Raw genomic sequence first — 24,288 nt, forward strand, 5'->3', positions numbered from 1 at the left:
TCACACAGGGTAACCTTTTGGCTAAAAAATTCATTTTACGCCACTTTTCAACGTATGTTTTCACTTCTAGACTGACATCATGTTATGATTGACATCGCCATCGGGTGGCCTCAACCCACAGCGATCCTTTTAACCATCAAGCCTTGAACGGTAAAAATCAAAAAATGACACTCAAAATGTGGCTTATGGAAGGTTTATCTTCCCAGCGGGATATTATTCAGGGCATCGTTTCATTGGTGAAAGCCAAGCAAACTGCCGTGACGGTGGTTGCCTCACACCGTAATGAACGTAACGAGATCCTCTCCCAGGCAGACGTCGCCTTGTTCGAACCGAAAGAGGACGAACAGCGGCTACCCTTTATTCTGTCTACGGTGAAACAGTGCGGTATCAACGCCATCCACACGGGCCGCAACACACAGTGGTTCGAAGCTCATCGCCAACAGATCGAGGCTGCCGGTGTCACACTGACCACCGGTGCCACCAGCCAGGCCATGTTTGAGCTGGCCGACGACAAAGTGGCATTTGCCCAGGCCATGGAGCGGCATGGGTTGCCGGTCGTCCCCTCTCTGCGCATTGAGTCGGTGGCAGAGCTGCGCGATCTGATTAGCCGTTCCCCTTTCTCTGGCGCGCAGCTGTGCGTCAAACCGGTGAAGGGTATTTATGGCATGGGATTTTGGCGTTTTGATGAAAGCGTGGGCCCGATGGCCGCCTTTACCCATCCGGAAAACCGCAAAGTGAATCCACAGCGCTACCTCAGTGCTTTGGCGGACGCTGGCGAGTTTGAGCCGCTGGTGCTAATGCCTTACCTGCCTGGCCCTGAATACTCCGTCGACATGTTGGTTGATCGGGGCACCGTGCTGGCTGCCGTCGCACGTAGAAAAGAAGGGGCGCTGCAATATCTGGAAAACCACGGCGAAGCGTTTGAACTGGCTATTGCCTGTGCCACCGCGATGCAGGCCGATGGCCTGGTCAACGTGCAAACCCGCAACGACACCAGCGGGCGTCCGGTGCTGCTGGAAATCAACCTGCGCCCGTCTGGCGGTATCGGCTATACCCGTTTCAGCGGCGTCAATCTGCCGGGCCTGTTCGCCCTGTATAAGCTAGGCGTCATGAGCCAGCAGCAAGTGATTGATGAGGCTAAATCTGCATTCTCCCCAGCGATCGTCCGTTCTATTACCGATGTCGTCAGATATCACCCCGAGCTCGACAACCTGCTGGTGAAGGACTAACCCATGCTAAATACCTATTCCCGCACGCTGTCCTGCGGCACGCTGAAAGTAACCCCAACGGGCGGCACGATCGCGCTGGATGATCTGTTTGACGTAGCCGAAAGGCGTAACCCGAAACGCGCGTTTCTGTTCGTCAGCAAGGTGCTGGGCCGCCATATTCCGGTGAAGCCGAGCGTCATGCGCGCCGTCTATCAGCAATTGGCCGCGCTGTTCCCGGCCTGTGATCAAGGCCCGGTGCTGTTTATCGGCATGGCGGAAACCGCCGTCGGCTTCGGTGCTGGCGTGTTTGACGAAGTCCGGGGCAGCGTTAGCGACCCGGTATACCTCACCTCCACCCGTCACCCAGTAGAAGGGGGCGAGCTGCTGTGCGAATTCAAAGAAAATCACAGCCACGCCACCGACCACCTGCTTTATCTGCCCCAGGATGCCGAGCTGCGCCGACGCGTACTGGAAGCCAAAACCGTCGTGCTGATCGACGATGAGGCCACCACCGGCAACACCTTCATCAACCTGCTCCAGGCGTTACAGCAGGATGCCGGGTTACACAACATTGCACGCGCCATCACCGTTACTCTGACCGACTGGAGCGGCGACGCCCTCGCCCAACGCAGCCCAATCCCTATCCAGTATGTGTCACTGGTTCAGGGTGACTGGCACTGGGAAAAAAATCCCGATGCTCCGGTGCCGGTGATGCCAGCCGTCAACGTTACCGCCACCGGCAGCGTGCCGATCACCGGTAAACAAAGCTGGGGCCGTTTGGGCATCTCATCGCCAAGTGCGGATCTGGGGCGCGATATTCAGACGCATCCGGGGGAGAAATTGCTGGTGCTGGGCAGCAGCGAGTTTGTCTGGGAGCCCTTCCTGTTGGCTGAACGCCTGGAAAAACAGGGGGCCGAGGTTAAATTCAGCTCCACCACCCGTTCGCCGATTGCCACCGGGTTCGCTATCCAGTCCGCCATCGCCTTTGGCGATAACTATGGGCTGGGCATCCCCAACTTTGTCTACAACGTGGCCCACCAGCAGTTTGACCGGATCCTGTTGTGCATCGAAACCCCCGCGGCAAGCGTTGATCCCGCGTTAATTGAGGCGTTAAAACAGGTCGCCCCTAGCGTTGAGGTCGTAAGCTATGAATAAGCCGGTCATTTTCTCCGATCTGGACGACACCCTGTTCCAGACACGCCGCAAGATGGTCGATGAACTCGACCTGGCCCCGTATCGCACCGGCGCATTGGATCGTAGCCTTGAGCCACGCAGCTTTATGACCGAAGAGCAGTCGATGCTGGTGGACTGGATGCTGGAGCATGCGGAGCTAATCCCGGTAACCGCACGTGGAACCGAAGAGATTGCCCGGGTGAGTATCCCGTTCAAGTCATGGGCGGTTACCACGCACGGTGCGGTGATCCTCAACCCACAAGGGCAAGCGGACGCGGCATGGCAAGCGTTGATGCTGGAAAAACTGCAACCTTATGCTGCTAACCTGCTGGCAATGCAACGCAAGATCACCGAGCTGATGGCCGAACGCAACATCAATGGCTGGGCGCGTATCAACTATGAATACGGCGACACGCCGGTCTATCTGGTGATGAAGCACCGCGATAGCACCCGCCTGGACGAGCTTTACGCCATCGCCGATGAGATTGAGCAGCTATTCCCCACTGAAGGCTATTACGTCCACCGTAACAGCAACAACGTGGCCTGGTTGCCGACCGTGGTAGAGAAAGGGCTGGCCGTCACCTTCCTGCTGGAAAAACTGCGCCTTGAGCGCGGCGTGTTCCCGGTTATCGGGTTGGGCGACAGCCTCAGCGATCATCGTTTTATGAAGCTTTGCACCTGGTTTGGCCTGCCGCGCCAGAGCCAGTTCGCCGAAGCGATCTCCCGCCATATTTTCGGAGAGCAGTAATATGTCTGATTTTGTGCCCTTTTCCGGCTCATACCTGCCCGAGGACGTTCACTTTCTGCTGCAACCGGTAGAAATGGAAATGACGCCGGTCGATCAGAAAGAACAACTGATCCAGTCCGGTGCCCGTCACTACTCGGAGATGTTGAGCCAGGAACCGGAGCCGACCCCTTCACACCTCGACCTGTTTGCCCGCGCACTCGATCAGGGTGCAGGACGCCTGGCAAAAGAAGTCTCGATGCTGGCCCTTGCGCTGATTGAACGGTTTGGCGATACGCCGATAGTTCTGGCCAGCCTGGTGCGTGCCGGTGTTCCTCTAGGGGTGATGCTCCAGCAAACGCTGCGGGCCATGGGCAAAGAGTCGTATCACTACGGCATCAGTATCATCCGCGACCGGGGCATCGACTCGGTGGCACTCGACTGGATCGAGGCACGCCACGGTACCGAAGGGATCGTCTTTGTCGATGGCTGGACGGGCAAGGGAGCCATTACCGGCGAACTGATCCGCTCCCTCAACAACCGGCCCGGCTATCCTGCCCAGCCCCGCCTGGTAGTGCTTGCCGATCCCTGTGGGTGTTCGTGGCTGGCCGCCAGCGACGACGACTGGCTGATCCCGTTTGGCATTATGGGCGCGCCGGTTTCCGGCATGATCTCACGCTCCATCTGGTCAAATGAAGGCCTGCACGGCTGTGTACAATGCGATCATCTCGCCCAGTTTGAATGCAGCCGTCTGCTGGTGGATACCGTGGCACAGTATCGCGCAACGCTAGACACAGCGGCGCTTGAGCCCTGCACACAGGATGCAGAGAGAAAGGCTTACCTGAAACAACAAAGTGAGCAGGTGGTTAACCACCTCGCCGAAAAATATCAGGTTGCCAGCATTAACCGAATTAAACCAGGGATCGCAGAGGCTACGCGCGCTGTGCTACGCAGAGTACCGGATCACGTCTTGGTCCGTGCGGTAGACGATCCCGACGTCGCGCTGCTGGTCTATCTGGCACGCGAAAAGGGGCTGACCATTACCGAAGTCGGTGATGAGATCGGGCAGTACCGTGCGGTAACCATTATCAAGAAGGTGCTCTAATGAACCAACGACTTTCCCCTTGGCGGCTGGGTGCTTCACTCTATATGCCCGCCACCAGAACCGATATCGCCGAGACGATCCTCAATGACAAGATCGCCGGTTTACGCTCGCTGATCGTCTGCCTGGAAGACGCGGTCAGCGACGAAGATATTCCCCAGGCGCTGGACAACCTGCGCGAACTCACCCAGACGTTGGCCCAGGCCAAGGCCAAGGCCGCGGAGGGCAATGACCACTGGCCGCTGGTGTTCGTACGGCCTCGCCATAAAGAAATGGGTAAACAGCTGCTGGCGAGCATGGATTTCAGCGCGGTGGACGGCTTTGTGCTGCCCAAATTCACACTGGCTTCGCTGCCTTACTGGTGGAACATGATGCAGGACTCGCACCTGTGTATGATGCCCACGCTCGAGACAGAAGAAGTGTTTGATGTGGTGCAAATGCGTGAGTTAGCCAATACCCTGCATCACCACCCGTGCTATCGGCGCATCATCGCCCTGCGTATCGGTGGCAACGATCTGATGAACGTGGTGGCACTCAGAAGGCCGCGCAACCTGACGTTGTATGACGGCCCGATGGGCTACGTGATCAAAATGTTGGTTGCCGTGTTTTCCCCACGTGACTTTGCCCTGACGGCACCGGTTTGCGAGCATATTGACGATCATCAGATTATGGATAAGGAATTGGCGCTCGATATCGCCCATGGGCTGGTCGGCAAGACGGCGATCCACCCGAATCAGATCGGCAAGATCGAAAAGGCGTTGATGGTGCAGGCCAACGATCATACCGATGCGCTGCGGATCCTTAACTCCTCACAGGCGGTGTTTAAATCGCAGGGAACCATGTGCGAACCCGCAACCCATCGCCGCTGGGCGTCAGAAATCCTGGCGCGCGCTCAGGTATATGGAATTGCCAACGAGTCATCTCAGGAAAGCCACCGGTTTAGCATCAACGCAGGCAGTCATTAATCATGCAACTCAATACGCGACAGGCACGGATCTATAAGCTGGCCATTTTACTCAGTGCGGGTAAACCCGTATCCGCAGACAAGATCATCACTGAGTTAGACTGCTCGGGGCCAACCCTGACACGCGTGCTTAAGGAATTGAGGGAATCCTACGAGGCGGAGATCAAATACCGCAAGGCCACTCACTCCTATCAGTTGACTGCATCTGGGCATTTAGACAAGAAGACGTTTCGCCGTATGCAAGATGCGCTGGCGGCTAACTCGGAGCTGAAGACCAGCGAAACCGTCAGCCGGGTCTATCTGGATAAAGAGAAGAAGAAAGCCGTGTCGCTGTCATTGAAAATGTCGGTGCTACGCAAAATCGATCGCTTATCCAGAGTGACGGAAACGACCCGCAGCGAAGCGGTGGATATGGTTGTTGAGCGCTGTATCGACGACCTGGTGCGCAGCATTCAGGCCAGCAAGCAGAAGCCGTAATACCGTCCCCTCACCCTAACCCTCTCCCACAGGGAGAGGGGACCGATCGAGTAGATCTGAAAGCTCGGTAACGCACCTTGGATAAGGGGACCGATCGAATTTCCTCTTTACTTCCAAGTTAAAGATCAACTCCCGCCCCAACCACAACTCCGCGCGGGCTCCCTCTCCCTGTGGGAGAGGGTCGGGGTGAGGGGATAAAGCGATCGCAAAATCAACAAATCCACTCCTGCAAACGTGGGTATTTCTGTTGAGATAACGACCAGAACACTTATTATGTAAACTCGGCACTCAATAAGGGAATACGATGAGAAGACTTCCGGTCTATCTGTTACTTGATACTTCGGGCTCCATGACGGGCGAACCCATTGAAGCGGTCAAAAATGGGGTGCAAACGCTGCTCTCCACCCTGCGACAAGATCCCTACGCCCTTGAAACCGCCTATGTTTCCGTCATTACCTTTGATTCCTCCGCACGCCAGGCAGTGCCCCTCACCGATCTGCTGAGCTTCAAGCTGCCAGAACTGGTGGCCAGCGGCACCACCGCGCTGGGTGAGGCCCTCTCACTGGTCGCCACCAGCATCAGCAACGAAGTGCAGAAAACCACCGCCGAGACCAAAGGTGATTGGCGCCCGCTGGTGTTCATCATGACCGATGGCTCGCCAACGGATGACTGGCGCAAAGGCGTCAGCGACTTTAAAGCCGCCAGAACCGGCGTGGTCGTTGCCTGTGCCGCTGGCCACAGTGCCGAAACCAAAGTACTACAAGAAATCACCGAGATCGTGCTCCAGCTGGATACGGCGGACTCCACCTCGATCAAAGCCTTCTTTAAATGGGTGTCGGCCAGCATTTCCGTCGGCAGCCAGAAAGTCGAGTCAGGTAAAAAGGAAGTTATTGGCCTGGACGATTTACCGCCACCACCACCCGAAGTTAACGTTGTTCTATAAAACATTTTCAAGGAGATTTTATGTCAGTCAGTTTGCGTAAAGGACAAAGCGTCAGCCTGCGTAAAAACGAACACGACCTTTCCTCAGTCACCATTGGGCTCGGCTGGGATATCAATGAAGAGAAGAAAGGTTTGCTGGGTGGTCTGTTTGGCAAGAAAGAGCCGGAGTATGATCTCGACGTCATCGCCTTCCTGTGTAATGCCCAAGGCAAAGTCGCCGATCTGGGCGATGTGGAAAACGGCCGGCCTTCGCTGGTTAACGGGGACATCATTTTCTTCAACAGCCTGCGCCATAAGTCTGGCCACATCTGGCTGACCGGCGATAACCGCACCGGCGCGGGCGATGGTGATGACGAGCAGATTATCGCCCAGTTGAACTCCCTCGATCCCAAGTACGAAAAAATCGTTTTCATCGTGCAGATTTATAACGGCCAGGAGCTGAAACAGCACTTCGGCAAGGTACAAAACGCCTTTATCCGTGCGGTGGATGCCAAAAACGTTGAGATGGCACGTTTCGATCTTTCGGGCGGGGCCGCCTTTGATGGTCAGCGCTCCATGCTGTTTGCCGAGTTGGTGCGTGAAAGCACCGGCTGGAAGCTGAACGCCATTGGCGAACCTTCCGAGTCCGACTCCTTCGTGTCCCACTTGAAGAACTACCTACAATGAGAAGATTACCCGTTTACCTGCTGATTGATACCTCCGGGTCGATGCGCGGGGAATCTATCCATGCCGTTAACGTGGGCATTCAGTCAATGATGAGCGCGCTGCGCCAGGATCCATATGCGCTGGAAAGCGTGCATATCTCCATCATCACCTTTGATAACGAAGCCCGGGAGTTTATCCCGCTAACCTCATTGGAAGAGTTCCAGTTCTCCGACATTGTCGTCCCCAGCGCGGGTGGCACCTTCACCGGGGCCGCGCTTGAGTGCCTGATCAAATGTGTCGATCGGGATATCCACCGCTCCGATGGCGACCAGAAAGGCGACTGGCGGCCGCTGGTATTCCTGATGACCGATGGCACCCCGTCAGACAGCTATGCCTATGGCGAGGCGATCAAAGAAGTCAAAAAACGTTCCTTCGGCTCCATTATCGCCTGTGCGGTCGGACCGAAGGCCAAACATGAACACCTCAAGCAACTGACCTCTCAGGTTGTGGCTCTCGAAACTCTGGATTCAACGGCATTTTCCGGCTTCTTCAAATGGGTGTCGGCCAGCGTCGCGTCAGGCAGTTCCAGTGCGGGTGTTAACGCCGGGCAGGATAACCTCCCGCCACCACCACCGGAAATACAGCTGGTTCTGTAGCCAACAGGCAAAGCTTGAGACTGCGGTCACTGGACTCACAACGTAGGGGCGCTGCATGCTGCGCCCGTTTGTATAATCAATGAGTTAGCAAGGGTCACACAGCGCAACTCCTACAAATTCAGCAACGTTGCCAGTTTGTCATCAATCTGAGACAAAGCCTCTACCCGGAGCTTTGCCTGTTTTTTCATTGCCCCATGACGCGCATTGCAAGACGCATCCGCCTGACGAGGTTTTTAACCATGAGAAGACTGCCCATCTTCCTGGTCTTGGACTGCTCAGAGTCCATGATCGGGGAAAGCCTGAAGAAAATGAATGATGGCCTGCAAAGGATCGTCAGCGACCTGAAAAAGGATCCCCACGCGCTTGAGACCGCCTGGATATCGGTGATTGCCTTCGCCGGGGTGGCAAAAACCATCGTACCGCTGGTGGAGGTGGTGTCGTTTTATCCCCCTCGCCTGCCGATCGGCGGCGGTACCAACCTGGGCGCGGCATTGCGGGAACTCACCCGTCAGTTGGATCAACAGGTCAGAAAAACCACCCAGGAACGCAAAGGCGACTGGAAACCGGTGGTGTACTTACTCACCGATGGTCGCCCTACGGACGATACCGCCCCCGAAATCAGGCGCTGGAAAGAAAACTACGCCAATAAGGTCAACCTGATCGCCATCGGCCTTGGCCCTTCGGCGGATATGAACATCCTGCGGCAGCTGACCGACAACGTTCTACTGTTCACCGACAGTCAGGAAGGGGATTTCGCCCAGTTCATTAAGTGGATCACCGCGTCTGTCTCTGCGCACAGCCGCAGCGTGGGGGAAGATGCACCTCCGCTGCTCACCCACACCGATCACATTGTACGGCTGGCCAAAGACGATATTGCCAGAGCCTACGACGAAAACTGCGTCACCCTGACGGGCCGTTGCAGCAAGTCACGCCGCCCTTATCTGATGAAATACGAACGCCCGGCCATCAACCTCTCCTCGCTGGATTTCAAGCTCAATATCAACGGCTTCAACCTCAACGGCTGCTTCCCGATCGATGAGGATTATTTTACCTGGAGCGACGAATCGGCATCCGCCATTCAGGTCAATACCAGCGAACTGCACGGCGTGCCGGGTTGCCCGTACTGCGGCAATGCCAGCGCGTTTGCAATGTGTACCTGCGGCAAGCTGTTGTGCGTCAACGGGCCCGATGACGTTATCTGCCCGTGGTGCGAGAAGGGGCTGACGTTCAGGGAAAACGGCGGCGACTCTGATTTCGACGTGACGCGAGGGAAAGGCTGATGCAAGACGTGGAGAAACTGCGCCAGAACGTACTCATGCTGATCCTGGCAGAAACGGGCGCAACGACGGATGACGCCCAGCTTGCCAGCCTGCAAGCCGATGATGAGATCGGCACCTTGCTGACCAACCTCATCACCAAAGTGACTGCCAAGACCCCCGCAACGGTTGAGACAACAGAAGCTCCGCCGCTGGTTGCCAATGACGATACCTTGGCCGACGAACCTAAAGTGGTCCTCACCAAGAGCGATGACATCCCTGTTGCCGCCCCAGAAACCGCAGACCAGCCAACACCAGACGGCTGGCAAAAAGCACCGTTTGAGCCGCTGGAAGTGCAAGGAGATGCCACATTGCCTGAAGAAACCGCCAAAGAAAACCTGAAGCCAGGCCAGATCCCGTCCGGCACCGCTACCCCGATTAGCACGCCGCAGAACATTCAGCCGCAGGCAAAAATCAACGTGGCTAATGCCCGTACCGGCGTTCCCTTCCATTCTGAAATCGATATCGTGCTGGATGATGGAACGACCGCCGAAGTGCTGGCCGTCGCGTTCTCCAAAGATATCGGTATCACCTTTGATCCGGCGACCTCTTCACTGGCAGGAACCGCCACCGAAAGCGGCGATTTTGACATCACGGTCACCTGGTCTTGCCCTACTGCGCCGCAATGCTCCACCCAAGTGCCTTTTATCGTTAACCCCGACCCGCGCAGCCTGTGGAAAATCCTCGAGCCGCCTGCCGATTCGCGCTATTTCAAACCGCATGTCGCCCATCAGTTGATCCAGGGGCCTGGCGTGAACATCGTGGCAGCCAGCCGCAGAGGGCGCTCCCATGAGCATGCGGGCACCTTCCGGGATGATGACTTTTACATCGCCAGCAATAGCGACACCGGCTGGAACATCATGTTGGTGGCAGACGGAGCCGGTAGCGCTAAAAACTCGCGCGAGGGCTCGCGCATCGCGACTCAAACCGTGGGCGACTACCTGACTACCCTGTTGAATAGCGACAAAGGGCTGGAACTCAAAGCCTGCGTTGAAAACTGGGGAACTGACGATCAACGGATAGTCTGGGAAGCGTTTAATCGCCTGTTCCGCCAGGCCGCGATCATGGCCGTCAACAATATCAGCAATGAATCCATCCGGGCCGAAGAGAGCGCCAAATCCTATTCGACCACGCTGCTGGTCACCGTTTCCTTCCGTACCGGGGCCGAGCTGTTCGCCGCCTCATTCTGGTTGGGCGACGGTGCCATTGCGGCCTACGGGCCGGTGGGCAAAGTGCGCGTACTGGGCACGCCAGACAGCGGTGAGTATGCGGGCCAAACGCGTTTCCTGGATGCCGATGCCGTGAACGATGCGAACTTCAGTAAGCGCATCAGCATCGGTAAATGGACTGAGGTCTCTCATCTGGTGCTGATGACAGACGGCGTCTCCGATCCCCGCTTTGAAACGGATAATGGCCTGCAAAATAGCCAGAAGTGGGATGACCTGATCGCGGAGCTGACGCCCTGCCTGAACGATCCCTCGCAGCCCGCAGAGCGGCTGGCCGAATGGCTGAACTTCTTCTCCCCGGGCAATCACGACGATCGGACCCTTATCGTGGCGTGGTGAATGGATTGGACTACATAGCGGGTGAGTAAAATGGCAAATATTGTTACCTGTACCACCAGGGATGGCGAAACCATCCAGTATGTCGATGAGATCATCGGCTCCGGCTCCATGAAGGACGTCTACTTTTCACCGGATAAGTCATACGTAGTGGCGTTCTATAAGAAGCCGCAGAACGAGCAGGCGAAAGAACGCATCGAGATGATCACTGGCCGCTACCGGCAGAACATCTTTGAGCAAGCCGGTGGCGATTACTGGCAAGGGCTGTTTTGTTGGCCCACCAGCATAGTGGAACACGACGGCAAAATCGGCATCGTAGTGCCTACCTACCAGAGCCACTTCTTCTTTAAGTACGGCTCCAAGAATAACGACTTCCTGGGGATTAAAGGCCGCGAGAAGGAAGGTAAATGGTTCGCCAGCGCCAATAACCAGAACAAGTTTCTGGATCCGCGAGAACGCGGCAACACCCTGAATTACCTGAAGGTCTGCTTGCTGCTGACCCGGGCAGTCCGGCGTATGCACGCCGCTGGCCTGTGCCATAGCGATCTGAGCTATAAAAACGTGCTGATCGACCCCGAGCAGGGCCACGCCTGCATCATTGACGTCGACGGACTGGTGGTACCAGGCAAATATCCCCCAGACGTGGTCGGCACGCCGGACTTTATTGCTCCGGAAGTGGTGAAAACCAGCCATCTGCCGAAAGAAGATCCGCAGCGCATACTGCCAAGCATCGCCACCGACAGGCATGCGTTATCCGTGCTGATCTACATGTATCTGTTCTTCCGCCACCCGCTGCGCGGCGGCAAGATCCATGACATGGACGACGAGATGCGCGACGAATCGCTGGCGATGGGTGAGAGGGCGCTGTTTATTGAACACCCGACCGATCACAGCAATGCGGTCAAACTCAACCAGGTCAGCCCTTCTTCGCTGCCTTGGGCCGATCCGCAGAAAGTGCCCTACACCATTATGGGCCCCTACCTGACGCCGCTGTTTGAAAGGGCGTTTATTGAAGGCCTGCACGAACCCACCAGGCGGCCAACCGCCGATGAGTGGGAAACGGCGCTGGTGAAAACGGTCGATCTGATCCAGCCGTGTCAAAACGCTGCCTGCGAACAGAAATGGTATGTGTTCTCCGGTAAAAACCGCCCGGCCTGTCCGTATTGCGGCACACCGTTCAAGGGTAAGCTGCCGATCCTGAACCTTTATTCCTCGCGTAAAGCCGGGAGCTTCCGCCCCGACGATCATCGCCTGATGGTATGGAGCGGCCAGTCGATTTATGCCTGGCACGTTAACCGCCTGATCGCCCCCAACGAACGTACGCCAGACGCGCAGAAAAAACGCGTAGGCTATTTCGTGTTCCATAACGATCAGTGGTGGCTGGTGAATGAAGGCATCAGCGGGCTGCTCTCCTTGCCGGATAAAACCCCGGTGGCGATCGGTGACAAGCTGGCACTGAACGATGGGGTTCAGTTTGTGCTTTCCACCGAAGAAGGCGGCAGGCTGGTAGTGGTGCAGTTGGTGGAAAACTAACGGCAGATGTCAGTGATTTGATAAGTGCGGAGTGTAGCATTACAGGTAATGCACACCTCGCACTGCAATAATAGCTATCCCTTAACGACGGCTAAAGGCGCTGGCTCCCATAGAAGTGAGGGTTTGCCCCCAGAAAAGAAAGGTTAAGCTGGCGTCCATCGCATCACTACACTCCCATAGAGACAGTAATATCCTAGATCAGGTTCAGCACTAGCACACCTGACCACTGGTACACACCGCCGGTGGCAATCCCACGGTCAATTAGAACACTCGATAAGGTGAACGACCGACTGGCTGCCGGCTTCGCCACGAAACCTACCCCGTTGACGGCAACATAGGTCTCGTCAATGTACATGCGGGATAGAAGATCGGGGTGGATCCTACCATCACCATTTTGGGCCTCCCCCATCAGGGATAGAGTGTACCCAGACCCGGCGGTCCCGGAACAGACTACGTTAATCGTACTCTCTGCACGCTGGCCGTTGAGTTTGCCGACGTTAATCGGGCCATGGTCAATCAAAATCTGGTTCGCGACCGTGCATGACCCCCCAGGGGCTATACCGTCGACCCATGTGCAGTAAGCCGCCGGATTAACCTCTACGTCCTTCCGCCCTCGGCCTATACAGATTTGTTTTTTGTAGCCAGTCGGATTCGAACTGGTAAGCTGGGGCCGATCTCTGTTTAGCCAAGCGGTTATAGCCTCAGGAGTTTCAGACCTACCAGTGTACCAATAGAAGTTGCCAACCCTGCTGGCATTCCCAGAGCACGGATTGGGGAAAGATTGCCTGTAGCACCCGTATACGACGATCTGTCCAGACCCATAAGGAGCTTGGTCAGTGAACCCCCCTAACAATTGGATGGTGGATGCTGTAGTACCAGTGCCATTGTCAACGTCATCGGAGGTACTATTGAGAACGGTGAAGCCCAGACCAAGGGGGCAATACAAGGCACAAACCAAGGGTAGTGAAACCAAGAGCAATCTCATCATGTTTCTTACTTTATCCTATCCAGCGCTAATTGGATGTAAAGGTTGATTATCAAATTTTCATCTAGTGCAATATCCTGGCACGCACTAACCACATCTCTTCGGCTGCATATACCGTCGTTTGCGGTGATCTCAACGCAAGGGGAATACTAATCGACGACAACTGAAGACTACATTTTCCTGTACCTTTGGCAGCACCAAGGAGATGTGGAAACCTACGAACATGTCTATGCCCGAAAATATACCCCAAAAAACCAAAAATCAGAACATAACACCAAATAATATTAATTATTATTTCTTTACTCTAAAAAACAAAAAAAAACACAACAAAAACCTGATAAGGGGATATTAATAGAGTTAATTCGCTTTTTAATTTTGAATCAAAAACAGGTATGCAACTAATACCTTGTTTATTAGACAGACGGTTGCTGCCTGGGAAGAGGGAAGCCTAGCCCTTTAGGGCTGGGAGCATTCAGAGTAGCATCATCCCTCTCCCACTGTGCTCCTCGATATGTCCGGGCTCCCTTGCCACAACCAATGGTACAGATCGTGACTGCGCTGGAATCCCAATTTTCGCATGGATGCCTGCTTATGGGCGCTGACGGTCTTGGTGCTGATCTGCAACTTTCTGGCGATCTGTGTAGGCGATAAGCCTGCTGCTATCGCCTGCAAGACTTCTCGCTCTCGCCGAGTGATCTTTTCGTAGTCAGGTACGCAGGGGGCATTATTATTGAGCCGCACGTCGAACAGCCTATCCAGCAGTTGCATCACCGCCTCGGGTTTATCATTCAGGCCGATTTCTCCCTGTTGATAGGTGACCCCTTCTGTATTTTTGTTCCGTATTAGGAAGATTTGGTAGCGTTGATACCCTTCTCCCCTCCAGCTGGCATTGCTGCTGACAATCAGATCCGCAACTTTCAGATGAATAATATCATTGCAATCTGCATGAACAAATAGAGGGGATACTCCCCGGAGATAAAAATACCGTTCAAAAAGGTGGCGAATACCTTGTAAGAAATAGAGATTTTTGCCCCACAGAGCAATAACGATGCGTGAGTTCATATTGACACCTTAACTGCCTGATTCTTTTTAAATGACACCGTTGATGATGTGATACATCATTGGGATATATCCCCACCCCGGGTAGGTGTTGCAATACACCAGCGTAAGCTCTTTTGGTCTGGCACCGATGAGACATGCGCCTTCTTTTTCTTTACCAGTTTCATCAGGTAGTAGCGGGACACATAAATGTTGGTATCACAGTAATCGGCAATATCCCGGGTCTTGGGCCATTTATCTCTAGGTGGCAATGTATCGGGAGGGCAGCAATCAACACGGCTCAACACCTGCAACGCCGTCAGAACCTTGTCGAAGGCTGCATTATGTTTCTTATATTTCATTAGGTTAAACCTTTTCTCTTACGAGCGTTCGTGATGAATAAGCCCGTGTTACAGGCCAAAGCCCACTGATCAAAGCGGCAAACGGCATGCAGGTCCTGTTTGCTTGGCTTTCTGAGTGTATTTAATACCACATCGGATGAAAGCATTCATAAACGGTACAATAACGAGTTTTAAATCTGACTAAATTAAATTTGCGATATAATATACCGGAAACATAATGATACATACGATAATAACTCGCAATTTAGCCATAAAAACCACCTGCCAAGGCAATTATTGCAAAATCTCTTTATTCATCAAAAAAACTTTTAAAAAATAAGGTTGGCCGTAATAATCCCGGCTTCAATGAGCGACCGGGAAGTATCCTAAAAATATATCATTACCACTGAGAGATTAATCTTAATGAAAAATCAAAATGAAAGGTTTTGTTTTCGATTTAGATAATTATAGAGTGCGGAAAACCCTCCATTTCCAGCTCAGCCAAACTGTGTATTCCATGATGGAAAGACAGCAGCACAACAAGTCTTTCATGCTTGATGGATAGCCAACCTCTCTCAATCTATTAGGGCATAGTCTTGGCTTAAAAAACGCATGGAAATAGCATCAGGATGCTTTGCTCACTTCTTAAAAAACTGACGGTATCAGTAGTGATGATCTTATTGAAGGTGCTTTGTCTGCTCGGACTGTTCAGATAAATGATGGCTCGTGGCTAATAATCCGCTACGAAATGATTTTATTCACTTTTTTAATACGTAAATAAGGAATTCATTATGCGTAAGTCTATTTTTACTCTGGCCCCGGTTGTTGCAGCTCTGTTGGCAGGATCTGGCGTGGCTCAGGCCGCATCTAACGCCCAGATGACCATTACCGCCAACGTTGTCGCAGCGACCTGTGACGTTTCTCTCTCCAACGCTAGCCTGGACCTGGGTAACTATTCCAAAACCGCAATCACCGCAGTCGCCACCCCGGTGACCCAGAGTATAAAAACCTTCACCGTGGGCCTGAGCAACTGTGAAACCCCGGCAGCAGCAGGCGATCAGGCAAGCCTGATCGTCACCGGCCAGACACTAGGGGGCAACCCGAACATCTTTAACAGCACCGGCACCAATACCGGCATCATGTTAAGTGAAGTGACCTCACCAACCACCTACATTACCGCCGGCCAGAAATTATCGGTAGCCAAAGCAGGTGAGACCCCGGAAGCGGGCGATTTCAACGCGAAATCCTTGAGCCTGCAGGCTGGTTTGGCCTCTACGTCCCTCACGCCAGATATCGGTATGGTTAGCGCCCCAATCCTGTTCAGCTTTGCCTACAACTGATGTGTTCCAGCGGGCCGATGGCCCGCCTTTTCAGGATCCGCAATATGACGCGCTTTATCTCCCTGTTTTCGCTGCTAGTGGCCCTGCTGGGTGCACCGTTGGCAGGCTGGTCCGCCGGGTTTGGCATTAATGCCACCCGTCTGATTTATCCTGAAGGGGCCAGCAGTATCAACGTCGCGGTACGCAACACCCTTAACCACGAACCGTACCTGGTACAAACGGCTATCAGCGGTAAACAGGATGCACAGACCGCGGCCCCGTTCACCGTGACGCCACCGCTGTTCCGTCTGGAACCTCAAAGCACCAATCAGTTACGTATCGCCTTTACCGGCCAGCCGCTACCTGACGATCGGGAGTCGGTGTTTTATTTGCATGCCACCGCGATCCCGGCCAGTACGCAAAGGGATCCGGCTCAACAACGTAATGACGTGCAGGCCCAGTTGCGTTTCGGCGTGGGCAACATTATCAAGCTGTTCTACCGGCCTGCGAGCCTGAGCGTTTCCTCTGCCGCCGCCCAAAAAGAGTTGCAGTTCTCCCGCGTGGCTGGCGGGCTGAAGGTGACCAATCCCTCTCCCTATTTTGTCAGCCTGGCCGACTTGAAGGTGGGGGGGCAACAACTGGCCTTGGACACGCCGGCTGCACTCATGCTCCCCCCTTTCGGCAACCATATCTGGCCGGTTAAAACACCGTTGGCAACCGGCAAGCGGGTGCAGTGGCAGACCATTAATGATACCGGAGGCACCGATGCGTTCAGCGCAACGTTACCTTAAGGCCGCGCTGGCTGTAGTGCTGGCAGGTGGTGGAGCGGTATCCGCCCCGGTGCAGGCCGTAACGCTGGATTTCTCCGCCGTGCTGACCAATGGCACCTGCACGCTCAGCCTGGATAGAAGCACTCTGCCTTTGGGTGTCATCGCTAAATCCCAGCTGCGCCCAAACCAGCTGGTTGCTCCACAGCCCTTTACCCTATCCGTGCAGGATTGCACCGGTTCCGCGGGTGGCAGCCTTAAACCTGTCGTGACTATCACCGGCTCCGGCACCACCCAAGACAGCAAATGGCTGTTTCGCAATGCCGGATCGGCGGCGAATACCGGGATCTTGGTGATCCAGAGTGCCACCGTGCCGGACTACAGCCAGCCCGAAGTCAAAAACAACAGCGTGATTTCACTGGCGAACCCCGGACAGATACCGGTCAACCAGACGTTCACCTTTTATGCCGGTGCCAGTTGTGGCGGCAGCACCGGGTGTGCCACGGTCGCGACCGGTGACGTGACGGCCACGCTGATGTTTACGTTTCTCTATCAGTGAGGGCCCGATGACACAGCGATTTCATCAGGTGCTAGCAAGCCTGTTGCTCACTTTGAGCCTGTCTGCACAGGCCGGGAGCGGCGGCATCAGCCTGGGGCAGACACGCGTTATTTTTTCTTCCGCGGATAAAGCGCAAACCCTCACCGTCAGCAATAGCGGGCAACAGGCTTATCTGGTCCAGGCCCGAGTGCAAAACAGCCTGGACGATCCGACCCCCGCGCCGTTTATCGTTACGCCACCGCTGTTCTCGCTGCAAGGCGATAGCCGCCAACTGCTACGACTATTGCCGCAGGGTGCCACGCTGCCCACCGACCAGGAATCCCTGTTTTATCTCTCTATCTCGGCCATTCCTGCACAGGCTGAGCCCGTAACGGCGGCCGATCGGTTGTCGGTAGGGGTACGTTTCGTGATCAAGCTGTTTTATCGCCCGCAAGGGTTGGCGTTACCCGCGGACAACACCCCTTGCCTGCTGACGTTCAAGCGTGAAGCACACGGCGTGCGGGCCATCAATCCCACCGGGTATTTTCAGACTCTGGGGATGCTGGCCGTTGACGGACATACCGTGGCGCTAGACCAACAACCGGCGATGGTGCCTCCGCACAGCAGTATCACCCTGGCCGTTGACGGGCCGGTGAATAAGGTGGCCTGGCAGACACTCACCGACCATGGTGGGCTCTCCAAGTCCTGCCAGCAGACAGGCTCAGCCTCCACGGAGACTACACCATGAAGTACCCGATTTATCTTCTGATGGGCCTATGCCTGTTGGTCAACAAAATGGGCCTGGCACAGGCTCAGGACAACGCCTCGCCGGGGATTTCTTTTTACGTACTGCGGGTGATTTACCCGGAGGGCGAAAAGCAGGGCGTAACGTTGACTACCTACAACAAAAGCCCGGCGCCGTACCTGATGCAGTCATGGATCCGCCCGGTCGATCCGGCCACCGGGGACGTCGATCTGAACTGGCATGGCACCCCGGTGATGCCGTTTATTGTCACGCCGCCGCTGGCTCGCCTGGAAGCGAACGGTGAACTGGCGCTGCGTATCCGGCGCAACGATATGCCGCTGCCTAACGACCGCGAATCGGTGTTTTTTATCTCCATGAAGGCGCTGCCCACCCAACAGCCCGACGCTGAGCAGATGGTGATGACAGTCGTGAGCAATATCAAACTGTTTTACCGCCCGGCGGGATTGGTGAAACGCGCCGTGGCAGACATGGCCCCGAAGCTGACCTTCAGCCGGGCAGGCGACCAATTGACAGCAACCAACCCGACCCCCTACTGGCTCACCTTCTCCCGCCTGGCGGTGGGGAATGTGGCGTTGGACAAACCGGCTCTGCGCCTGATGGTGCCGCCTTTCGGCAAGCAGTCTTACACCCTGCCCGCCACCGCGAGCGGGAAAGTCAGCTGGCAGCTGATTGATGAAGATGGCTGGGATACCCCGGTTGCCCAACAGGATTGACGATTTCTCCCTTCCTGGCGCGTTACGGGGAGCCACGTTCTTTCAGACGGATAGGATAACCATGAAAATTCACCCTCTTGCCCTTGCTCTTTCCCCACTCCTGGTGGGCAGCGCATTGATTGCAGGCACGTCTCCAGCCTGGGGCCGCGACTACTTTGACCCAGCGCTGTTGTCGCTGGGTGGTGGCCTGGAAGCCGTCACCGACCTGAGTGCGTTTGAAAGCGCCGGACAGACCCCTCCGGGAACTTATCTGGTGACGGTGCTGGTCAACCGTAGCGAACGTGGCCAATACCGCGTCGTGTTCACCCCGGGTGACAAGGGCCAGGTCAGCCCGGAATTGACCCCGGCCTTCCTGGCGGAGATGGGGATCAATACCCCCGCATTGCCCACTTTTGGCGGGTTGCCGGTCGACAAGCCCGTCAGTGACCTGGCCACCCTGATCCCTGATGCCCGGGTGCACTTTGATTTTCAGCAACAGCGCCTGGAACTCAGCATTCCCCAGGTAGCGATGAAGCCGGACGCCAGCAGCGTGGTTAACCCTGCGCTATGGGACCAGGGCATGAGCGCTTTTTTACTCAACTATACCCTCAACGGCGGGCGCAGCCGCCAAGACGGACAATCGGGCCAATCCACCAGCGAACAGAGCAACCTGTTCCTGGGGCTGCACAGCGGATTGAACTGGCAGGCCTGGCGCCTGCGCAGTGACATGACCTACACCTACAATCACAGCCGCACTGGCTATGGCGACACGCAACGCAACCAGCAAACCCGTTTCTCAAATACCTATCTGCAACGCGATATCCAGGCCTGGCGTTCGGATGTGCTGGCTGGGGAGAACAACACCGGCAATGACGTTTTCGACAGCATTCCGTTTCGCGGGGTGAAATTGAGCTCCAGCGAAGACATGCTGCCGCTCAGCCTGCGGGGATTTGCCCCGGTGATCAGCGGCATTGCGCAGAGCAACGCACGGGTTACCGTCAGCCAGAACGGTAACGTGGTGTACCAGTCGTATGTCGCCCCGGGGCCGTTTCGGATTAATGACCTGTACCAGACCGGCCAAGGGGGAGACCTGACGGTCACGGTAACCGAAGCGGATGGCAGCGTACGTACCTGGACCCAGGCCTTCTCTGCTCTGCCGGTGATGCAACGCCCAGGTGGGCTGAAATACGAACTGACCGCTGGGCGCTACAACGGTGGCATCACCACCGGCTCCAGAGAGGCCCATTTTGCGTTGGGCACCCTGATTTACGGGCTGCCCCATGACATCACGTTGTACGGCGGCGGGCTGATAGCGGAGAAATACGCCTCGGCGGTGGCGGGCAGCGGGATTTCGCTGGGGGATTTCGGCGCCATGTCGGCAGACGTGACCCTCTCATCGGCCCGCATGTATGACGAAAGACAGAGCGGCCAGTCATACCGGGTACGTTATGCCAAAAGCCTGCTCAGCACGGGCACCTCGGTGGATCTGACGGCTTATCGTTACTCCACCCGGCACTATTACAACTTTGCCGACTTCAACAACAGCGGTTATCAGCTCAGTGAAGGCCAGGTGCCCTGGGCACTGGCCCGACAGCGTTCGGATTTCCAGGTGCGGGTAACCCAGCAACTGGGGGATTTTGGATCGCTGTACCTGTCGGGTGCGCGCAGTGATTACTGGGGCGATGAGCAGGTGAACAACACCCTGTCGGCGGGTTACACCGGCAGTTGGCACGGCGTGAGCTATGGCCTGGCCTACAGCGTTGACCGGATAAAATCCGACGGGGATTGGCCGCAGAACCGCCAGCTGGCGTTCAATATGCAGGTACCGTTCAGCCTGTTCAGCGCACAGCCTGCCCTCAATCGCAGCTACGCCAGCTACCAGATGACGCACGACAGTGAAGGCCGTGTGCGGCAACAGGTGGGGGTGAGCGGCTCGGCGGCGGAAGACCGCCTTTCCTACAGCCTGATGCAGGGGTGGAGTAACAACAACCAGAGTGGCAACGGGGGTAGCACCAGCAACCTGAATCTGGGTTGGCAGGGGAGCCAGGGCATGGTCAGCGCCGGGTACAGCCACAGCAGCCGCTATAACTCGCTGAATGTGAGTGGTAACGGGGGGCTGGTAGTCCACCCCAACGGGGTGACGCTGAGCCAGCAACTGGGCACTTCAGTAGCCGTGGTTCGCGCACCGGGCGCTGCCGGGGTGAGCGTAATGAACGGCGGAGTCCGTACCGACAGCCGCGGGTATGCGGTGGTGCCGTACCTGTCGCCTTACCAGAACAACACGGTGAGCCTGAACCCGTCGACGCTGCCGGAAGATGTCGACCTGCCGCAGAGCAGCACCAATGTCTATCCCACCAAAGGGGCGGTGGTAGCGGCTACGTTTACTCCACGCACCGGCTATCAGGCGCTGATAACCCTGACCCAGGCTGGCGTGCCGGTACCCTTCGGCACGCTCGTGACACTGGCCGGGGAAGGGGCGGAGATCAACAGCGGCATCGTGGGTGATGCCGGCCAGGTGTACCTGAGCGGGTTGCCGGAACAGGGAAAATTGCGCGCGGTGTGGGGCCGTGGGGCTGCACAGCAGTGCCTGGCCCACTTCAACCTGAGCAAGGCAGCAGTATCAGCAAACAATCCGGTGCGCATGCTGAATGTGCAATGTGAGGAAGGACAGTGATGAAACAACGATTAATAAAGACAGCATCATGCGGTATCGCCAGCATGGCGTTAATGATGCCCCTTGCTGCCCCCGTTCTGGCGGAAACCATCACTATCGGCAAGGGCACGGGGATCCTATGGGAGGGCATGCCGTTTAACGCGACATTAAGTGGCCCTCTCGATCATCCACAACTGAATCCCATATACGGACTCTTGTCAGTCTCTAGATCATCGACCCGGTGTATGGCTTCAAATGAATTGAAAAACATTGGTGGCTATTTGGCCTTCCCACTGACCGGGGTACCTGGAGTCGGATTGATGCCTCGGGCCTCGGGTAGCGCCACTTATACCCTAAGTAACAATTCTCAGGGGAAGTTGACTGGCACCATTGGCCAGCCGGAAACCAGAGGCTCCTCAACGTCACAAGGGAATATTACCTCGCCACCAAACTATACATGGTGCCTGCCCCCTGCCATGTCGATAAATACGGCATTTTACTCGAGTTCGGGCTCTCGTACGGCAACGCTCTCAGGTTCCTGGGTACTGGTGGCGGACGGTACCCAACGAGCTGGTGAGGGCTCGATTCCACCGATGTATTTTGGCAGCTTTTCTACCACTCCCTCGGGGGATAGAACCGTCTCTATACTGCCCACCAATATTTCCCTGCGCATCTCTACGCTGGAATGTAGCGTGAATACCCCGACGGCCATCAACTTCGGATCGGTCATTCGCAATACCCAGGCCAATGCGGAACTGGCGGTGAAGCCCGTGCAACTGGTTGCCACCTGCGGGCAGCCTACTGACCAGATAAATGCCAATATCAATCTGCAGTTCCGCGCCATCAGCGGCCTGTACAACAGTGCACCCTCACGGCTGGCATTAAACCAGGGGGGAGGCTATATCACCGGAGAAATTGATAACGGGGTGACAGGCAGTGGCGACTGTAAGGCCACAACCGGCTTACGCTTTGATAACTCCCTCATAAAACTGGGCAGTATCACCAATGCGGAAAGCAGCAAAACCTTGACCAATCAGCTCACCTGGCGGCTGTGTTCGGGAGGCAGTAACGTGCCATTCGGTGCGGTCACTGCCTCTACAGAAATGCTGGTGACGTTTAACTGAGCCGCATTTGGCGCTGCTGACGGTGGGGTAGTTTTCCAGCCGTCCAGCGTATTGAAGCTGACGTCTACCTACCCTGCACCTTGCTCAATCCTCTGTGCAGATCATCAGCGTTTGATTGGGCAAAGAAAGGATATAGTCCCAGGTATTCACTCTGTTGATTTTCAATTTGATGTCGTCGTATTTTAACACCTTGAAAATATTGATAAGTTCAGGATTCCTTTCTCCCATATGGATAGCGTAATAACCCGCCTCTTTTTTGTAACTAAAATCCACGATACCGTCCGCCAACTTTGGCGATGCATTTGGGCAGGCATAGGTGCCGGATATCAACAAATACCCCTCCCCATTACCGTGCATAGAGATAAACACATCAAAAACGCTGTTTCTGTCGCAGCTATAGCCAGCGATTTTGGTGTGCAACTGCGCCCGACATTCAAAAACACGGTCCTGCAGGGTGCGTTGCCAAACGGCATATACGGCCCAAGCCACCATCATTACCATGGCCAATACCAAGAGCTTAGTTTTCATTTTCGTTTTCATATTTGGACATATAGTAATTATCGCAGGGTGCTTTACCATCGTACGGGCAATAGGTTAACAGGTCGTTCATCATCACTCTCCCAGACGCATCCCCCTTTTTCTCGGCAAAATAATAGACATTGGCTTTTTGTAAGCAGTTTAGCTTTTCATTACTCACAATCATTTTAAGGTTCGCAATGATACGGGCTTTATCTAACCCACGGGTGACATCATCGGTGAGATAAAACTTGCATTGCCCCAGTGTAAACACCTCCGTGCGTGATGATTTCATTCTCCATTGGTCATAAACACTCGGCAGGATCAAAAATGCCACCAGCATTATCCCGCCCGCCGACAGTGCCATTTTTCCTTTTAGCCAAGAGCGGGCAACGGGCGGCTGCTCTGCCACCACGCCCGGAGCGGGTAACACCAATGGTGGTTGTGGTTCTGCTAACGCAGGCGCTGGCCGTTGCTCTTCAGTTTTCGCCAACAGGGTAATATCGGCCTCAAACAAAAAACCGTGCTTGGGGACGGTGGTGATCAAGCCCGGGCAACCACATTTCGCCAACGTCTTCCTGAGTATAGAGACATAGTTACTCAGGTTATTACCGGAAGCGTTCAAGCCTCTTTTTTCCCATAACTCTCTGAGCAACGTCTCCCGGCTTAACAGGCTATGATTATTGTTAATTAACAACAGCAACAGCTCATTGACCACCCGGGTGAGCTTGATCATATCAATCGCATTATCTGGACTCAGCAAGGTCCCATCATCAGAATTGTATTTTACAATCCCGTTAATGATGCACTCCATATCCTCTCCCCAAAAAAACTGAACTTATCTACGTGACAACCGCCCCTGTACGGGCTCATCCCTCCTCACTTCTTTCTTCACTCCTCCATCGGCTTGAAAAACAGCGCGCAATCTTACAGGAAAAATCTCAGCAACATACTGTGTGAAGCTCTCCTTCAGCGTAAACCAACGAATCCACCATCGCCATTAACGGAATAAAAACTTAATTAAATAAAAAATGCAGCATAAAATTTTATATAACCCTTCAAATTAAGTATATATAGAAAGGGCAATTTACCGAATGTTAAGATTTATCCTATCGAAAGCCGAGCGAGCAGACTGACGAAACACAAGCCTAACGGCGTCAATAACCTTTATTTTTGTGGGTGTAAATCACGCCTTAACAACCAGGTTAATAACCTGAAAAAAAAGCCTTACGCCTATTGCCATGAAA

At 55.0% G+C, this 24,288-nt stretch carries 23 protein-coding genes; 19 read left to right on the forward strand and 4 right to left on the reverse strand.

Annotated features, from left to right (window positions below):
• Positions 1-164 precede the first annotated feature (164 nt).
• From D9980_RS19175 to D9980_RS19230, 12 genes are all read left to right on the forward strand, one after another.
• The gene (locus D9980_RS19175; RefSeq protein WP_121609052.1) at positions 165-1,229 is read left to right on the forward strand and encodes an ATP-grasp domain-containing protein; all 1,065 of its coding nucleotides are present in this window, start codon (positions 165-167) and stop codon (positions 1,227-1,229) included.
• A gap of 3 nt (positions 1,230-1,232) precedes the next feature.
• Entirely contained in the window at positions 1,233-2,363 is a 1,131-nt protein-coding gene (locus tag D9980_RS19180; RefSeq protein WP_024485076.1) for a phosphoribosyltransferase domain-containing protein, read from the forward strand.
• Positions 2,356-3,129, forward strand: a complete 774-nt coding sequence (locus tag D9980_RS19185; protein ID WP_024485077.1) for a hypothetical protein — start codon at positions 2,356-2,358, stop codon at positions 3,127-3,129. Before D9980_RS19180 ends, D9980_RS19185 begins: the two co-directional genes overlap by 8 nt.
• A 1-nt stretch (position 3,130) precedes the next feature.
• Positions 3,131-4,210: a cysteine protease StiP family protein gene (locus D9980_RS19190; protein WP_024485078.1), complete on the forward strand. Its 1,080-nt coding sequence runs from the start codon at positions 3,131-3,133 to the stop codon at positions 4,208-4,210.
• The gene (locus D9980_RS19195; protein ID WP_121608145.1) at positions 4,210-5,172 is read left to right on the forward strand and encodes an HpcH/HpaI aldolase/citrate lyase family protein; all 963 of its coding nucleotides are present in this window, start codon (positions 4,210-4,212) and stop codon (positions 5,170-5,172) included. The genes D9980_RS19190 and D9980_RS19195 overlap by 1 nt, the downstream gene beginning before the upstream one ends.
• Positions 5,173-5,174: 2 nt before the next feature.
• The gene (locus D9980_RS19200) at positions 5,175-5,648 is read left to right on the forward strand and encodes an HTH domain-containing protein (protein ID WP_024485080.1); all 474 of its coding nucleotides are present in this window, start codon (positions 5,175-5,177) and stop codon (positions 5,646-5,648) included.
• Positions 5,649-5,952: 304 nt separating this feature from the next.
• Positions 5,953-6,591: a VWA domain-containing protein gene (locus tag D9980_RS19205; protein ID WP_021807361.1), complete on the forward strand. Its 639-nt coding sequence runs from the start codon at positions 5,953-5,955 to the stop codon at positions 6,589-6,591.
• Positions 6,592-6,611: 20 nt separating this feature from the next.
• The gene (locus D9980_RS19210) at positions 6,612-7,256 is read left to right on the forward strand and encodes a TerD family protein (protein WP_024484436.1); all 645 of its coding nucleotides are present in this window, start codon (positions 6,612-6,614) and stop codon (positions 7,254-7,256) included.
• Positions 7,253-7,891, forward strand: a complete 639-nt coding sequence (locus tag D9980_RS19215) for a VWA domain-containing protein (protein ID WP_021807360.1) — start codon at positions 7,253-7,255, stop codon at positions 7,889-7,891. The genes D9980_RS19210 and D9980_RS19215 overlap by 4 nt, the downstream gene beginning before the upstream one ends.
• 239 nt (positions 7,892-8,130) lie before the next feature.
• Positions 8,131-9,171, forward strand: a complete 1,041-nt coding sequence (locus tag D9980_RS19220) for a TerY-C metal binding domain-containing protein (protein ID WP_121608146.1) — start codon at positions 8,131-8,133, stop codon at positions 9,169-9,171.
• Positions 9,171-10,772 carry a PP2C family serine/threonine-protein phosphatase gene (locus D9980_RS19225; protein ID WP_121608147.1) on the forward strand — a complete coding sequence of 534 codons (1,602 nt, stop codon included), beginning with the start codon at positions 9,171-9,173 and terminating at the stop codon, positions 10,770-10,772. The genes D9980_RS19220 and D9980_RS19225 overlap by 1 nt, the downstream gene beginning before the upstream one ends.
• 30 nt (positions 10,773-10,802) lie before the next feature.
• The gene (locus D9980_RS19230; protein ID WP_121608148.1) at positions 10,803-12,302 is read left to right on the forward strand and encodes a helix-hairpin-helix domain-containing protein; all 1,500 of its coding nucleotides are present in this window, start codon (positions 10,803-10,805) and stop codon (positions 12,300-12,302) included.
• Between the two features lie 1,468 nt (positions 12,303-13,770).
• Here D9980_RS19230 and D9980_RS19240 read toward each other — a convergent pair.
• Together D9980_RS19240 and D9980_RS19245 are read right to left on the reverse strand one after the other, a co-directional pair.
• A complete protein-coding gene (locus D9980_RS19240) occupies positions 13,771-14,349 on the reverse strand; it encodes a LuxR C-terminal-related transcriptional regulator (RefSeq protein WP_121608150.1) in 579 nt (192 codons plus the stop codon).
• 56 nt (positions 14,350-14,405) lie between these two features.
• Complete coding sequence (locus tag D9980_RS19245) at positions 14,406-14,687, reverse strand: FaeA/PapI family transcriptional regulator (RefSeq protein ID WP_121608151.1); 282 nt, start codon at positions 14,685-14,687, stop codon at positions 14,406-14,408.
• A gap of 770 nt (positions 14,688-15,457) precedes the next feature.
• Between D9980_RS19245 and D9980_RS19250 the strand changes: the two genes are divergently transcribed.
• The 7 genes from D9980_RS19250 to D9980_RS19280 all read left to right on the forward strand — a co-directional run bounded on the left by D9980_RS19250 (position 15,458) and on the right by D9980_RS19280 (position 22,525).
• Entirely contained in the window at positions 15,458-16,006 is a 549-nt protein-coding gene (locus tag D9980_RS19250; RefSeq protein WP_121608152.1) for a fimbrial protein, read from the forward strand.
• A 44-nt stretch (positions 16,007-16,050) separates the two neighbouring features.
• Positions 16,051-16,776 (forward strand): molecular chaperone, encoded by a 726-nt coding sequence (locus tag D9980_RS19255; RefSeq protein WP_121608153.1) that lies wholly within the window; start codon positions 16,051-16,053, stop codon positions 16,774-16,776.
• Complete coding sequence (locus D9980_RS19260) at positions 16,751-17,311, forward strand: fimbrial protein (protein WP_162304290.1); 561 nt, start codon at positions 16,751-16,753, stop codon at positions 17,309-17,311. The genes D9980_RS19255 and D9980_RS19260 overlap by 26 nt, the downstream gene beginning before the upstream one ends.
• 7 nt (positions 17,312-17,318) lie before the next feature.
• The gene (locus tag D9980_RS19265; protein ID WP_121608155.1) at positions 17,319-18,038 is read left to right on the forward strand and encodes a molecular chaperone; all 720 of its coding nucleotides are present in this window, start codon (positions 17,319-17,321) and stop codon (positions 18,036-18,038) included.
• Positions 18,035-18,769 carry a molecular chaperone gene (locus tag D9980_RS19270; RefSeq protein WP_121608156.1) on the forward strand — a complete coding sequence of 245 codons (735 nt, stop codon included), beginning with the start codon at positions 18,035-18,037 and terminating at the stop codon, positions 18,767-18,769. The genes D9980_RS19265 and D9980_RS19270 overlap by 4 nt, the downstream gene beginning before the upstream one ends.
• A 61-nt stretch (positions 18,770-18,830) precedes the next feature.
• The gene (locus tag D9980_RS19275) at positions 18,831-21,422 is read left to right on the forward strand and encodes a fimbria/pilus outer membrane usher protein (RefSeq protein ID WP_121608157.1); all 2,592 of its coding nucleotides are present in this window, start codon (positions 18,831-18,833) and stop codon (positions 21,420-21,422) included.
• Between the two features lie 224 nt (positions 21,423-21,646).
• Positions 21,647-22,525 carry an adhesin gene (locus D9980_RS19280; RefSeq protein ID WP_238393651.1) on the forward strand — a complete coding sequence of 293 codons (879 nt, stop codon included), beginning with the start codon at positions 21,647-21,649 and terminating at the stop codon, positions 22,523-22,525.
• 84 nt (positions 22,526-22,609) lie between these two features.
• On the opposite strand, the gene D9980_RS19285 is transcribed toward D9980_RS19280, so the two are convergent.
• Together D9980_RS19285 and D9980_RS19290 are read right to left on the reverse strand one after the other, a co-directional pair.
• Positions 22,610-23,053 carry a hypothetical protein gene (locus D9980_RS19285; RefSeq protein WP_121608159.1) on the reverse strand — a complete coding sequence of 148 codons (444 nt, stop codon included), beginning with the start codon at positions 23,051-23,053 and terminating at the stop codon, positions 22,610-22,612.
• Positions 23,043-23,855, reverse strand: coding sequence for a transcriptional regulator (locus tag D9980_RS19290; RefSeq protein ID WP_121608160.1), 813 nt, complete (start codon positions 23,853-23,855; stop codon positions 23,043-23,045). Before D9980_RS19290 ends, D9980_RS19285 begins: the two co-directional genes overlap by 11 nt.
• Positions 23,856-24,288: the final 433 nt, after the last annotated feature.

This window comes from Serratia sp. 3ACOL1, from assembly GCF_003668775.1.
Lineage (GTDB): Bacteria > Pseudomonadota > Gammaproteobacteria > Enterobacterales > Enterobacteriaceae > Chania > Chania fonticola.